The organism is Streptomyces justiciae (assembly GCF_015163075.1).
GTDB classification, from domain to species: Bacteria; Actinomycetota; Actinomycetes; order Streptomycetales; family Streptomycetaceae; genus Streptomyces; species Streptomyces justiciae.
On record NZ_JADDXU010000002.1, the window covers coordinates 664373 to 678171 of the forward strand.

Here is a 13799-nt window from a genome sequence, read left to right on the forward strand (position 1 = left end):
TACGCGGCCGCGTAGCCCTTGCGGCCGCCTGCCGTCACGCGGCCGTGTACCCCAACTGCCGCCTCATGTAGGGGGTCATGAGGGTCTTCGCCTTGGCCAGTGTGGTCGTGCGGCCGCCGAGGACCGCGTTCTCGCCGCCCGGCACGGGCAGCAACGTCAAGCCGTCGGCCGCGCCGAAGGGCACGATGAGCGGGGTGCGGCGCACCGCCCGGTAGGACCGCGGGTTCTTGCTGTGCCTGCCCGAACTCCGCAGATAGGAGCGGATGTTGTGGGCGGCCACCTCGGCCTGGGCGAGGGCGGCCGGGGTGACCTTGAGTTCGCCGACGTCGTTCACGTCGCCGACCGCGAACACGTCGGGGTGTCCCTCGACCTGGAGCATGGCGTCGACCTTGACGTGCCCCGACCCGTTCAGCCAGGCGCCGTGTCCGGCCAGCCTCAGCCAGAGCGTGTTGGGCGTGGTGCCGGTCGCCCAGAAGGAGGCGTCCGCTTCGACGATGGTGCCGTGGGCGTCGCGGTAGGTGCCGAAGTCGTTGCCGGGGGACATGAAGGAGTCGAGCCGCACCTCCACGTCGTGCGCCTCCAGCCAGGCCCGGGCCTTCTGACCGGCGCGGGCGCTGCCCGTGGAGTGCAGCAGCTCGGGGCCGGAGTGGGCGAGGGTGACCCTGGCGTCGGGGCGGGCCAGGCGGATCTCGGCGGCGAGTTCGACGCCCGAGGGTCCGCCGCCGACGACGAGGAGGTGCTGGGCCGTGGCGACCTTCCGCTGATGCTCGCCGAACGACTTGGCGGCCTCCTCGGCGGTGGTACCGGCGAAGCGCGCGGGCTCGGGGTAGTCCGCTCCGGTGGCGATCACCAGCACGTCGTACGGCAGGCGTTCGCCCGTGGCCAGGTGCACCTCGCGCCCGTCGCTGTCGATGCGGACCGCCTTGCCGGTGACCACCCGGCCGTGGGTGAGCAGACGGTCGTACGGGATGAAGGGGGTCACCGTCCACTCGGGGCGCACGCCGGCCCGTAGCGAGGCGATGCGGTGGAAGAAGACCTCTTTGCGGTCGACGAGCGTGACCCGTGCCGTCGTGTCCAGTCGCTTGGCGAGGCGGACGCCCGCGTAACCGCCGCCGATCACCACTACGTTGCCGTCTTGCACAACGGAACTCCTGTGCCTGGTGGGGGGAATGAGCGCGACGGTAACACTTGAAACCTAAAGCAATGGGCGGGCCGTGTGCGAGTCCCGTGAAGAAAGAGGCGGCGGGTCTGCCGCGCTCAGCGCGCGGCCTCCGGGGCCGGTCCGCTGGTACCCCGCACCACCAGCTTGGAGTCCAACACAGCCTCGCGCGGCTCCAGTTCGGGCTTCTCCAGGCGTTCCACCGCGAACCGCACCGCGTACTCCGCCATCAGCCGCGCGTCCTGGCGGACCGTCGTCAGCCCGATCGGCATCAGGTGGGAGAGGTGGCTGTCGTCGTAGCCGACGACGGACAGGTCGCGCGGTACCTCGACGCCGCCGCGCGTCATCGCCATCAACACGCCCATCGCGCAACGGTCGTTGCCGGCGAGGACCGCCGTGGGCAGCGGCAGCCCCTGGTCCCGCTCGGCCAGCAGCAGCCGCCCCGTCTCGATGCCCGACTCCTCCGTGTGCTCGCCGGGGATCACCCGTGCCTCGGACTCCAGCCCGTGGCGCCGCATCGCCGCCCGGTAGGCGCGCCGCCGCTCGGCCGACCCCGGCCCCCGGCCGCCGTCGATGTGCACGATGCGGCGGTGCCCGAGCTCGACGAGGTGGTCCATGGCCAGCCGTACACCCTTGCCCTCGGCGGAGTGCACGAAGTCCACCCGGGCCTGCGGGACACGGCGGCTGACCGAGACGGTCACCGCCCGCCGCCCCAGCTCGTCGAGATAGGCGGCCTCGGCGTCCGAGCCCAGCAGGATCAGCGCCTCGCAGCGGTGCGCGAGCAGCGCCTCCACGGCCTTGGCCTCGCTGCGCCCCTCGGCGGCGGCGGAGAGCAGCACGTCGTAGCCGAGCCGCTCCGCCTCCGGGTAGATCCCCTCGATGAGGTCCGTGTGGAAGGTCTGGTGGACGGTGAACATCACGCCGATGGTGCGGCTGCGCCCGCGCGCGAGCAGCCGGGCCGCGTTGTCGGGCCGGTAGCCGATCTCGTCCGCGACCCTCAGCACCCGCTGCCGGGTCTCCTCGCTCGCCCCCGGCTGGTTGCGGAACACGATCGAGACGAGCGCCCGGGAGACGCCCGCCTTCTCGGCGACGTCCGCCATCGTGGGCCGCTGCTTGCCCGATGCATCCACCTGTGAACCCACCCTCCGACGGCGCCCAGCCTAGCTGGCTCCCGGGAAATCTCCCTGCAACAAGCTATTGACAGGACATTTGGACAGGGGTCATCGTACTCGCACTAGAGCGCGCTAGTAGAGCGCGACAGTGAAAGGAAACCAGTGTGATGCCGTTCGAAGTGCTGACCATGGGCCGCATGGGGGTGGACGTGTATCCGCTCCAGACGGGAATCGGGCTGGCCGATGTCACCTCGTTCGGCAAGTACCTGGGCGGCAGCCCGACGAACGTGGCGGTGGCCGCGGCCCGGTACGGCCGTACCGCCGCCGTGATCACGAAGACGGGCCGGGACCCGTTCGGGGACTTCGTGCGCTCGGCGCTGGAGGGCTACGGCGTGGACGGCTCCTTCATCGGTACGTCGGACATCGCACCGACGCCGGTGACGTTCTGCGAGATCTTCCCGCCGGACGACTTCCCGCTGTACTTCTACCGCCTCCCCAAGGCCCCCGACCTGGACATCCGGCCGGAGGAGCTGGACCTGGACGCGGTGCGGGACGCCGCCGTGTTCTGGATGACCGGCACCGGCCTGAGCGAGGAGCCCAGCCGCTCGGCGACCCTGGCCGCGCTCGCGCACCGGGCGAAGGCGGGCACGACCGTCTTCGACCTGGACTGGCGGCCGATGTTCTGGGCTGATCCCGCCGAGGCCCGTACGTACTACGCCGAAGCCCTGCACCACACGACGGTCGCCGTCGGCAACCTCGACGAGTGCGAGGTCGCAACCGGTGAGCGGGAGCCGTACGCCGCCGCCGAGGCGCTGCTGGCCGCCGGTGTGCAGCTGGCGGTGGTCAAGCAGGGTCCGAAGGGCGTCCTGGCGATGGACCAGGACGGCTCGACCGCCGAGATCCCGCCCGTTCCCGTGGACGTCGTCAACGGCCTCGGCGCCGGCGACGCCTTCGGCGGCGCCCTGTGCCACGGGCTGCTGTCCGGGTGGGACGTACGGCGGACGGTGTCCTTCGCCAACGCCGCCGGCGCGATCGTCGCCGGCCGGCTGTCCTGCTCCGATGCGATGCCGACCGAGTCCGAAGTCAACGCCAAGCTCGACGAGGTGCCCAGTGCTGTCTGAGAAGCTGAGCCGGATCGTGACCGCCCGGGTGGGCGACCCCGGCGCCATCGCGGCCGCCGCCGCCCGGCGTGTGAAGGCCACCTCGCTGCTCGGCGAGCACGGCAAGGCGATGATCATCGCCGCCGACCATCCGGCCCGCGGCGCCAACGGGGTGGGCGGCGACCCCAACGCCATGGCCGACCGCGCCGAACTGCTGGACCGGCTGTGCGTCGCGTTGGAGCGGCCCGGGGTGACGGGTGTGTTGGGCACCGCCGACATCCTCGAAGACCTGCTGCTGCTCGGGGTGCTGGACGGCAAGACCGTCTTCGGCTCCATGAACCGCGGCGGGCTCGCCGGTTCGTCCTTCGAGATCGACGACCGGTTCACCGGATACGACGCACAGACGATCGCCGAGATGGGCTTCGACGGTGGCAAGACACTGACGCGGATCGCCCTCCAGGACCCCGCGACGCCGTCCGCGCTGATGGACACGGCGAAGGCGGTCAACGAGCTCAACGACCGTCAACTCATCGCCATGGTCGAGCCGTTCGTGTCGGTCTGGGAGAACGGGCGGATCCGCAACGACCTGTCCACCGACGCCGTCGTCAAGTCGGTCACCATCGCCTCCGGACTGGGCCGCCGCACCGCCTACACCTGGCTGAAGCTGCCGGTGGTCCAGGACATGGAGCGCGTCCTGGCCTCCTCCACCCTGCCCGCCCTGCTGCTGGGCGGCGAGGTCAAGGACGCCGAGGCGGCCTTCGCCTCCTGGGGCAAGGCGCTCAAGCAGCCCACCGCGCAGGGCCTGGTCGTCGGCCGCTCCCTGCTCTACCCCGCGGGCGGCGACGTCGCCGGTGCGGTCGACAAGGCGGTGAGCCTGCTGTGACGTCCAAGTACCACTGGCCGAAGGGCACTTCGGCCGACGCCGACTACGACCTCGTGGTCACTCCAGAGTCGGCGGGCTGGGGATACTCCGGGCTCAGGATCCTGACCCTGCGGCCCGGCGAGGCGCACGCCCTGTCCACGCATGACTCCGAGTTCCTGGTCCTGCCGCTGACGGGTTCCTGCACCGTCACCACGGAGGGCAGGACCTTCGAACTCGAAGGCAGGGCAGACGTGTTCGCCTCGGTCACCGACTTCGCCTATCTGCCGGGCGGGTCGGAGGCCCTGATCAGCAGTGCGGACGGCGGGACGTTCGCGCTGCCCTCCGCCCGTACCGAGCTGGGAGGTCACTCGGCTCGGTACGGGCGCAAGGAGGACGTACCCGTCGAACTACGCGGCGCGGGTGCGTGTTCCCGTCAGGTCAACAACTACTGCCTGCCAGGGACCTTCGACGCCGAGCAGCTGTTGGTCTGCGAGGTGCTCACGCCGGGCGGCAACTGGTCGTCGTACCCACCGCACAAGCACGACCAGGCCCGGCCGGGCGAGGAGTCCGAACTGGAGGAGATCTACTGGTTCCAGGTCGCCGGCGGCGAAAACGGCTTCGGCTACCAGCGGGTCTACGGCACCGAGGACCGGCCCATCGACGTCCTCGCCGAGGTCCGCTCCGGCGACGCGGTGCTGATCCCGCACGGCTGGCACGGCCCCTCGATCGCCGCCCCCGGCTACGACCTCTACTACCTCAACGTCATGGCCGGTCCGGGTCAGGACCGCGCCTGGCTGATCTGCGACGACCCCGCCCACGGCTGGGTCCGCGCCACCTGGGACACGCAGGACGTCGACGACCGCCTGCCCTTCGGAGAGAACTCATGAACACCGTCCGCCTGACCACCGCCCAGGCCCTGGTCCGCTTCCTGGCCGGCCAGTACAGCGAGCGCGACGGCCAGGAACAGCGCCTGATCCCCGGCGTCTGGGGCATCTTCGGGCACGGCAATGTCGCCGGCATCGGGCAGGCCCTGCTCCAGGCCGCGATCACTCAAGAGGCCGATCTGCCCTATTACTTGGCTCGCAACGAGCAGGGCATGGTGCACGCCTCGGTGGCCTACGCCAAGATGCGCGACCGGCTGGCGACCTTCGCCTGCACGGCGTCCACCGGGCCGGGTTCGACGAACATGATCACCGGCGCGGCGCTGGCCACCACCAACCGCATCCCGGTCCTCCTGCTGCCCTCCGACATGTTCGCCACCCGCGCCGCCGACCCGGTGCTCCAGCAGCTGGAGGACACCCGGGGCGGGGACGTCACGGTCAACGACGCCTTCCGCGCGGTGTCGAAGTACTTCGACCGCATCCAGCGCCCCGAGCAGCTCATCCCGGCCGCGCTGGCCGCGATGCGGGTGCTGACCGACCCGGTGGAGACCGGCGCGGTCACCCTCGCACTCCCCCAGGACGTGCAGGCCGAGGCGTACGACTGGCCGGTCTCCTTCTTCCGACGCCGGGTGTGGCATGTCGGCCGCCCGGTGCCGGAGCCCCAGGCAGTGCACAGGGCCGCGGCCCTGCTGAGGAACGCCAGGAAGCCCCTGATCGTCGCGGGCGGCGGGACGGTGTACTCCGGTGCCGAGACCGCGCTGCGCGCCTTCGCCGAGGCCACCGGCATCCCGGTCGCCGACACCCACGCGGGCAAGGGCGCGGTCCCGTGGGACCACCCCTGTGCCGTGGGCGGCATCGGCTCCACCGGCGCCTACGCCGCCAACGAGCTGGCGCGCGAGGCCGATGTCGTTCTAGGGATCGGCACCCGGTACTCCGACTTCACCACCGCCAGCCACACCGTCTTCGCCAACCCCGACGTCACGTTCGTCAACCTCAACGTGGCCCGCCTGGACGCCGTCAAGCACTCGGCGGAGCCGCTGGTCGCCGACGCCCGCCTCGGCATCGAAGCGCTGGCCGACGCACTCACCGACTGGGAGGTGGAACCGGCCTACCGGGCTCACACCGGCCAACTCATCGCCCGTACAAGGGAGATCGAGGACAAGTGCTTCACCGTAGGCCACGGCCCGCTCCCGGCGCAGACCGAGATCCTCGGTGCCCTCAACGACGTCCTCGACGACCGTGCCGTGGTCATCAACGCGGCCGGTTCCATGCCCGGTGACCTCCAGCAGCTGTGGCGGGCCCGGGACCCGAAGGCGTACCACGTCGAATACGCCTACTCCTGCATGGGATACGAGGTCGCCGCCGGGGTCGGCGCGAAGATGGCCGACCCGTCCCGTGAGGTCGTCGTACTCGTCGGTGACGGCTCGTATCTGATGATGGCTCAGGAGATCGTCACCATGGTCTCCGAGGGCCTGAAGGTCATCATCGTCCTGGTCCAGAACCACGGCTTCGCGTCCATCGGCGCGCTCTCGGAGTCCCTCGGCTCACAGCGCTTCGGCACCAAATACCGCTACCGCAACGACGATTCGGGCCAGCTCGACGGCGACGTGCTCCCCGTCGACCTCGCCGCCAACGCATCGAGCCTGGGCGCGGACGTCCTGCACGCCGCCGGCGTCGAGGAGTTCCGCGCGGCGATGGAGAAGGCCAAGGCATCGACGAAAACGACCGTCGTGCATGTCGAGACCGATCTCTACGGCCCCAACCCGCCCGGCCACGGCTGGTGGGACGTCCCCGTCAGCGAGGTCTCCGCCCTGGAGTCCACCCAGCGCGCCTACGAGACCTACGCCGCCCACAAGCAAGCGCAACGCCACTACCTGTAAGGACACCGCTTCCGTGAACACCATCCCCCACTGGATCAACGGCTCCCCCGCCACCGGCGAGACCACCCAGGCCGTGTTCAACCCGGCCACCGGCCAGGAGCAGGCGCGGGTCGTCCTCGGCGGCGGCGCCGAGGTGGACGCCGCCGTCCAGGCCGCCGCCAAGGCCTTCGAGACCTGGTCGGAGTCGTCCCTCAGCCAGCGCACCCAGGTCATGTTCACCTTCCGTCAACTCCTCGTCGAGCACGAGGAGGAGCTGGGCCGGATCATCTCCGCCGAGCACGGCAAGACCGTCGACGACGCCCGCGGCGAGATCGTCCGTGGCCGAGAGGTCGTGGAGTTCGCCTGCGGTCTCGGCGACGTGCTGAAGGGCTCCTTCTCCGACCAGGTCTCGCGTGGCGTGGACGTGCACGACTTCCGCCAGCCGCTCGGGGTCGTCGCCGGCATCACGCCCTTCAACTTCCCGGCCATGGTGCCCCTTTGGATGCACCCCATCGCCATCGCGACCGGCAACACCTTCATCCTCAAGCCGTCCGAGCGCGATCCTTCGGCCGCCAACTTCGTCGCCGCCCTCTACCAGAAGGCCGGCCTGCCGGACGGCGTCTTCAACGTCGTCCACGGCGGCAAGGACGCGGTCGACGCGATCCTGACCCACCCCGGCATCGAGGCCGTCTCCTTCGTCGGCTCCACGCCGATCGCCAAGTACGTGCACGAGCAGGCCACTTCGCACGGCAAGCGCGTCCAGGCTCTCGGCGGCGCCAAGAACCACGCCGTCGTCCTGCCCGACGCGGACCTGGAGTTCGCCGCCAACCACATCACCGCCGGCGCCTACGGCTCCGCGGGCGAACGTTGCATGGCCGTCTCCGTCGCGGTCGCGGTGGGCGAGGCGGCGGACGCGCTCGTCGGCATCCTCGAGCGCAAGGCGAACGAGGTGAAGGTCGGCCCCGGCGACCAGCCCGGTACCGAGATGGGCCCCCTGGTCACCAAGGCCGCCCAGGAACGCGTCGAGAACGCGGTCGGCGTCGCCCAGACGCAGGGCGCCACCGTCGTCGTCGACGGCCGTGGCCTCAAGGTCGAGGGCCACGAGGACGGCTTCTTCACCGGCCCCTCCCTCCTGGACCACGTCACCACCGGGATGGAGGCGTACAAGGAGGAGCTGTTCGGCCCGGTTCTCGCGATCGTCCGCGTCGACTCCCTCGACGAGGCGATCGACCTCGTCAACGCCAACCCCTACGGCAACGGCACCGCCCTGTTCACCGGCTCCGGCGAGGCCGCCCGCCGGTTCCAGCGCCGCATCAAGGTCGGCATGATCGGCATCAACGTCCCGGTCCCGGTCCCGATGTCGTACTACTCCTTCGGCGGCTGGAAGGACTCCCTCATCGGCGACCACCCCATCCACGGCCCCGAGGGCATCCGCTTCTACACCCGCCCCAAGGTCGTCACCACCCGCTGGCCCCAGCCCGCCCAGCAGGTCGCCGCCGGCTTCACCTTCCCCACCTCCAGCTGACCTCTCCCCTAAGGACAGACCATGGCAACGGCGCCATCCCCGCTCCGCACCACCGTCGGCAACCTCTGCCTCGGCTCGGCCCCCGACTCCTGGGGCATCTGGTTCCCCGAGGACGAGCACCAGGTCCCGTACACCCGCTTCCTCGACGAGTTGGAGCAGGCCGGGTACGAGTGGTTCGAGCTCGGTCCCTACGGCTATCTCCCCACCGACCCGCAGCGGTTGAAGGAGGAGCTCGACGTCCGTGGCCTCAAGGTCTCCGGCGGCACCGCCTTCGGCGCGCTGCACCGGCCCGAGGCCTGGGACGACATGCTCGCCCACGTCCGCCAGGTCGCCACGCTGACGCAGGCGGCCGGGGCGCACCACCTGGTGCTCATTCCGCCCATGTACCGGGACGAGAAGACCGGCGCGTTCACCGAGTCGCCGGTACTCACCGCCGAGCAGTGGGCGGGCTTCGGCAAGGCCGCCGACCGGCTGGGCAGGCTGCTGGTGGACGAGTACGACGTACGGCTGGTCGTCCATCCGCACGCGGACAGCCACATCCAGACGCAGCCGGAGATCGAGCGGCTGCTGAACGAGTCAGACGGCCGGTACACCAACCTGTGTCTGGACACGGGCCATGTGGCCTACGGCGGTGGCGACAACGTCGACCTGATCCGCCGCTTCGGCGAGCGCGTCGGGTACGTCCACATCAAGCAGATGGACCCGGAGATCCTCGCCCAGGTCGCCGCCGAGGACCTCGGTTTCGGCGAGGCGGTCAAGCGCGGCGTCTGTGTGTCGCCGCCCGCCGGGGTGCCGAACCCGGCCGACGTCATCGCCGAACTGGCCGAGCTGGACGCCGAGTTGTTCGTGATCGTCGAGCAGGACCTGTACCCGTGCGCGCCCGAGGTGCCGCTGCCGATCGCGGTGAGCACGCGTGAGCATCTGGCCGGCTGCGGGCTGACGGGTACCCGACGCCCGGCCCTCGACCGTTAAGGAGGCGGCCATGGTTGTCCGGGACGACGCCACCCAGGCCCCCGCCCTGACGCAGGACACCCCGCCGGCCGTCGCGCGGCGGCTGCGGGTCATCACGATCGTCGCCACCTTCGGCGGTCTACTCTTCGGCTACGACACCGGCGTGATCAACGGCGCCCTGCCGTACATGACCGACGACCTCGGCCTGACCCCGGTAACCGAGGGCATGGTCACCAGCTCGCTGCTGCTCGGCGCGGCGCTCGGGGCCGTGGCCGGCGGCCGGTTGTCGGACGCGCGGGGCCGCCGCCGTACGATCCTCACCCTCGCCGTGCTGTTCTTCGTCGGCGCGCTCGCCTGCACCCTCGCGCCGACGACGGCCGTGATGGTCGTGGCCCGGTTCGTGCTCGGCCTCGCGGTCGGCGGTGCGTCGGTGACCGTGCCGGTGTACCTCGCGGAGATCTCGCCCGCCGAACGGCGCGGTGCGCTGGTCACCCGTAACGAACTCATGATCGTCAGCGGGCAGTTGCTGGCGTTCACCTCGAACGCGATCATCGCGCAGGTGGGCGGCGAGTCCGGTGGCGTGTGGCGCTGGATGCTCGTCATCGCCACGATTCCCGCCGTGGTCCTGTGGTTCGGCATGCTGGTCATGCCGGAGAGCCCGCGCTGGCTCGCCTCGCAGAGCCGGTTCTCCGAGGCGCTGGAGGTGCTCAGGCAGGTCCGGTCACGGCAGCGGGCCGAGGCCGAGCTGAGCGAGGTCTCCGCGCTCGCCGTCAAGGACGAGCAGGAGAAGCTGGGCGGCTGGCAGGACATGAAGTCCGTGCCGTGGGTACGGAAGTTGATGTTCGTCGGCTTCGGCATCGCGATCGTGCAGCAGATCACCGGCGTCAACACGATCATGTACTACGGCACCCAGATCCTGGAGGACGCGGGCTTCGCCTCCGACACCGCGCTCACGGCGAACATCGCCAACGGCGTCATCTCGGTGGTGGCCACCTTCGTCGGCATATGGCTGCTGGGGCGAGTCGCCCGGCGTCCGATGCTGATGACCGGTCAGATCGGCACCACCAGCGCCCTGTTGCTCATCGGCGTCTTCTCGCTGGTGCTGCCCTCCGGCGATCCGCGGGCCTATGCCGTGCTCGCCATGACGGTCACGTTCCTCGCCTTCCAGCAGGGCGCGATCTCGCCGGTGACCTGGCTGATGCTGTCGGAGATCTTCCCGATGCGGATGCGCGGCTTCGGCATGGGGGTGGCGGCCGTCGTGCTGTGGCTGACCAACTTCGTGATCGGGCTGGTCTTCCCGTCGCTGGTCGACGCGATCGGGATCTCCAACACCTTCTTCCTGTTCGTCGCGGCGGGGATCTTCTCGCTCACCTTCGTGAAGCTCTACGTCCCCGAGACCAAGGGCCGCACCCTCGAAACCCTCGAAGCCGAACTCCGGGCGCGCTTCTCCTGAACCCCCTCAAGGAATGACCATGACTGTACGTGTAGGTGTCATCGGCGCCGGCTGGATCGGCACCGAGCACATCAAGCGGCTGACCGACACCGTCACCGGCGCCCGGGTCACCGCCGTCACCGACATCGACGCCGCCCGCGCGGCCGAGGCGGCGGCCCCGGTCGGCGCCCGTGTCCTGCCCGACGGCGCGGCCGTCGTCGCGGCCGACGACGTGGACGCCGTCCTCGTCACCTCCTGGGGCCCGACCCACGCCGAGCACGTGCTGAACGCGATAGCCGCCGGGAAGCCGGTGTTCTGCGAGAAGCCCCTCGCCACCACCGCCGAGGACTGCCTGAAGATCATCGAGTCCGAGCAGGCGCACGGCCGCCGCCTGGTCCAGGTCGGCTTCATGCGCCGCTACGACGTGGGCTACCGGCAGCTGAAGCAGGTCATCGACTCGGGCCGAATCGGCGAGCCGCTGATCGTGCACTGCGCGCACCGCAACCCGACCGTCCCGGAGTCCTACACCTCCTCGATGGCCGCCCTGGACACGGCCGTTCACGAGGTCGACGTCCTGCGCTGGCTCCTCGACGACGAGATCGTCTCCACTCAGGTACTGACCCCGCGCGCCACCAGCAAGCGGTTCGCGCACCTCAAGGACCCGCAGATCATGCTGTTCGAGACGGCGAAGGGCGTCCGCATCGATCTGGAGGTCTTCGTCAACTGCCAGTACGGCTACGACATCCAGTGCGAGGCCGTCGGCGAGGAGGGCCTGGTCCGGCTGCCCGACCCGGCCGCCGTCGGGGTCCGTACCGCCGCCGCGCACAGCACCGAGGTGCTGACCGACTGGGTGGGCCGGTTCCGGGACGCCTTCGACACCGAGTTCCGGGAGTGGATCACCGGGATCGCCGCGGGCGAGGAGCCCACCGGGCCGTCCGCCTGGGACGGTTACGCAGCCACCGTCATCACCGCCGCGACGGTCGAGGCCTTGGAGTCGGGCCGTGTCGTCGCCACCGACCTCAAGCCCCGTCCCGCCTTCTACGGAGGTGCCGCGTGAAGATCGCCCTCGACCCGTACATGTTCCGCGCCCTGCCGATCGACGCGATGGTGCGCACGGTGGCCGAACTCGGCTACGAGTACATCGAGTTGTCGCCCCGCGACGACTTCATGCCGTTCTTCCTGCATCCGCGGGCGGACGACGAGCGGATCGCGGAGCTGAAGAACGCCCTGCGCACGCACGGCGTCAAGCTGTCCTCCGTACTCCCGCTGTACAAGTGGTCGTCGCCGGACGAGACCGAGCGGCAGGCGGCCGTCCGCTACTGGAAGCGGATGATCGAGATCACCTCGGACCTCGAATGTCCGCTGATGAACAGCGAGTTCAACGGCCGTCCCGAGCGGGCCGCCGAGAGCGAGGCCGCGTTCTGGCGCTCGCTGGAAGAGCTGCTGCCGGTGTTCGAGCGGGAGGGCATCGCGCTGAACCTGGAGGCCCACCCGGACGACTTCTGCGAGGAGAACACCCCCGCCGTCGACCTCGTCCGCGCGATCAACAAGCCGTGGGTGAACTACCTCTACTGCGCCCCGCACTCCTTCCACCTCTCGGGCGCCGACCCGGCGGCGGACATCGCGGCGATGATGCGCTACGCCGGTGACAAGCTCCAGCACGTGCACATCGCGGACTCCTTCAACCACAAGGGTTCCTCCGGGCTGCGCTACATCCTCAACCCGCCCGGCACCACCGCCCGCATCCACCAGCACCTGGACATCGGCCAGGGCGAGGTGGACTGGGACGCCTTCTTCGGCACGCTGCGCGAGCTGGACTTCGACGGCGTCGCCACGGCCTGCGTCTTCGCCTGGGAGGAACGCGCCCGCGAGTCCTCGGCGTTCATGCTGGACCGCATCCGCAAGGAGCTTGCGGAGTAACCCCGTGAGACAGAAGTGCGCCGGACCTCCGCACGGGTCCGGCGCACTTCGCGTTTCTACTTCCGGCCGACTCCCCCGTAGAAGCCGATCGAGGCGGCGTTCTCCGGCAGCGGCCCGTCGGGGCGCCAGAACGGGACCTGGGTGAGTCCGGGGTCGACGAGGTCGAACCCGTCGAAGAAGCGCTCGACCTCGGCGTGGCCGCGCAGGTTCATGCTGGCCGTCGCGTTGTTGTAGACGGCCTGCGCGTCGCTGCGTTCGAAGAGGTCCCCGGTGGCGTGCGAGAGGACGAGGAAGCTGCCGTCCGGGAGGGCGTCGCGCAGGGTGGAGACGATCTCCGCCGGCTTCTCCGCGTCGGTCACGAAGTGCAGGATCGCGACGAGCAGCAGGGCGACCGGCTCGTCGAAGTCGATGATCCGCCGCACCTCGGGATGGTCCACGACGCTCCGCGGATCGCGCAGGTCGGCGAGGACGATGCTCGTCTCGCCCGTGCGGCTGAGCAGCGCGTCGGCGTGCCGCTTCACGATCGGATCGTTGTCGACGTAGGCCACGCGCACGTCGGTCGCCGCCTCGTGGGCGATCTCGTGCACGTTCGGCGAGGTGGGCAGCCCGGTGCCGATGTCGAGGATCTGCCGGACGCCCTCGCCGACGACGTACCGCACGGCCCGCCGGAGGAAGTCCCGGTTGGCCCGCACACTGACCCGCGCCTCGGGCGCGACGGAGACGAGCCGCTCGCCCGCCTCCTCGTCCACCTCGTAGTGGTCCTTGCCGCCCAGCAGATAGTCGTAGATCCGGGCGGGGTGCGGCCTGCTGGTGTCGATCTCCCCGACGATGCCGTCCTGCGTCACGTTGCACTCCCCTTGATGATCGACATGTGTGATCGACTGACGACAGTTTCACACATCAACTTCTGTGCGGGCAGACGGAGTTCGCCCGGCGGCCCAGCCCCTTCCCCGCGCTCCCTCCGGATGACGCGATTTATACCCCCCGGGGTATCTGTT

Annotated in this window: 12 protein-coding genes; 9 read left to right on the forward strand and 3 right to left on the reverse strand. The window is 70.2% G+C overall.

The window, feature by feature from the left end; genetic code table 11:
- Positions 1-34 precede the first annotated feature (34 nt).
- Positions 35-1141: an NAD(P)/FAD-dependent oxidoreductase gene (locus IQ210_RS07020; RefSeq protein ID WP_194077962.1), complete on the reverse strand. Its 1107-nt coding sequence runs from the start codon at positions 1139-1141 to the stop codon at positions 35-37.
- 116 nt (positions 1142-1257) lie between these two features.
- A complete protein-coding gene (locus IQ210_RS07025; RefSeq protein ID WP_194078214.1) occupies positions 1258-2259 on the reverse strand; it encodes a LacI family DNA-binding transcriptional regulator in 1002 nt (333 codons plus the stop codon).
- Between the two features lie 179 nt (positions 2260-2438).
- Here IQ210_RS07025 and iolC point away from each other — a divergent pair, with 179 nt between their 5' ends.
- From iolC to IQ210_RS07070, 9 genes are read left to right on the forward strand one after another with little or no spacing between them, the layout of a single operon-like run.
- Positions 2439-3392 (forward strand): 5-dehydro-2-deoxygluconokinase, encoded by a 954-nt coding sequence (gene iolC / locus IQ210_RS07030; protein ID WP_194077963.1) that lies wholly within the window; start codon positions 2439-2441, stop codon positions 3390-3392.
- Positions 3385-4254: a Cgl0159 family (beta/alpha)8-fold protein gene (locus IQ210_RS07035; protein ID WP_456115054.1), complete on the forward strand. Its 870-nt coding sequence runs from the start codon at positions 3385-3387 to the stop codon at positions 4252-4254. The genes iolC and IQ210_RS07035 overlap by 8 nt, the downstream gene beginning before the upstream one ends.
- On the forward strand, positions 4251-5120 hold the full coding sequence (gene iolB, locus IQ210_RS07040) for a 5-deoxy-glucuronate isomerase (protein WP_194077965.1): 870 nt from the start codon (positions 4251-4253) through the stop codon (positions 5118-5120). The genes IQ210_RS07035 and iolB overlap by 4 nt, the downstream gene beginning before the upstream one ends.
- Entirely contained in the window at positions 5117-6994 is a 1878-nt protein-coding gene (iolD, locus tag IQ210_RS07045; RefSeq protein ID WP_194077966.1) for a 3D-(3,5/4)-trihydroxycyclohexane-1,2-dione acylhydrolase (decyclizing), read from the forward strand. Before iolB ends, iolD begins: the two co-directional genes overlap by 4 nt.
- A gap of 13 nt (positions 6995-7007) precedes the next feature.
- Positions 7008-8498 (forward strand): CoA-acylating methylmalonate-semialdehyde dehydrogenase, encoded by a 1491-nt coding sequence (locus IQ210_RS07050; protein ID WP_194077967.1) that lies wholly within the window; start codon positions 7008-7010, stop codon positions 8496-8498.
- Between the two features lie 21 nt (positions 8499-8519).
- Positions 8520-9470: a TIM barrel protein gene (locus tag IQ210_RS07055; RefSeq protein WP_194077968.1), complete on the forward strand. Its 951-nt coding sequence runs from the start codon at positions 8520-8522 to the stop codon at positions 9468-9470.
- Between the two features lie 10 nt (positions 9471-9480).
- Positions 9481-10902 (forward strand): sugar porter family MFS transporter, encoded by a 1422-nt coding sequence (locus IQ210_RS07060; protein WP_194077969.1) that lies wholly within the window; start codon positions 9481-9483, stop codon positions 10900-10902.
- Between the two features lie 19 nt (positions 10903-10921).
- Positions 10922-11938: a Gfo/Idh/MocA family oxidoreductase gene (locus tag IQ210_RS07065; RefSeq protein ID WP_194077970.1), complete on the forward strand. Its 1017-nt coding sequence runs from the start codon at positions 10922-10924 to the stop codon at positions 11936-11938.
- Positions 11935-12801, forward strand: coding sequence for a sugar phosphate isomerase/epimerase family protein (locus IQ210_RS07070; protein ID WP_194077971.1), 867 nt, complete (start codon positions 11935-11937; stop codon positions 12799-12801). Before IQ210_RS07065 ends, IQ210_RS07070 begins: the two co-directional genes overlap by 4 nt.
- Positions 12802-12857: 56 nt before the next feature.
- Here the strand turns inward: IQ210_RS07070 and IQ210_RS07075 are convergent, their stop codons facing one another.
- Positions 12858-13646, reverse strand: coding sequence for an SAM-dependent methyltransferase (locus IQ210_RS07075; protein ID WP_194077972.1), 789 nt, complete (start codon positions 13644-13646; stop codon positions 12858-12860).
- Between the last annotated feature and the right edge of the window lie 153 nt (positions 13647-13799).

What these genes read in the sequence shown, in the direction of transcription:
- IQ210_RS07025 (WP_194078214.1), bottom strand. Translation starts at nt 2,259, where the DNA reads ATGGCGGACGTCGCCGAGAAGGCGGGCGTCTCCCGGGCGCTCGTCTCG.
- iolC (WP_194077963.1), top strand. Translation starts at nt 2,439, where the DNA reads ATGCCGTTCGAAGTGCTGACCATGGGCCGCATGGGGGTGGACGTGTAT.
- iolD (WP_194077966.1), top strand. Translation starts at nt 5,117, where the DNA reads ATGAACACCGTCCGCCTGACCACCGCCCAGGCCCTGGTCCGCTTCCTG.
- IQ210_RS07055 (WP_194077968.1), top strand. Translation starts at nt 8,520, where the DNA reads ATGGCAACGGCGCCATCCCCGCTCCGCACCACCGTCGGCAACCTCTGC.
- IQ210_RS07060 (WP_194077969.1), top strand. Translation starts at nt 9,481, where the DNA reads ATGGTTGTCCGGGACGACGCCACCCAGGCCCCCGCCCTGACGCAGGAC.
- IQ210_RS07065 (WP_194077970.1), top strand. Translation starts at nt 10,922, where the DNA reads ATGACTGTACGTGTAGGTGTCATCGGCGCCGGCTGGATCGGCACCGAG.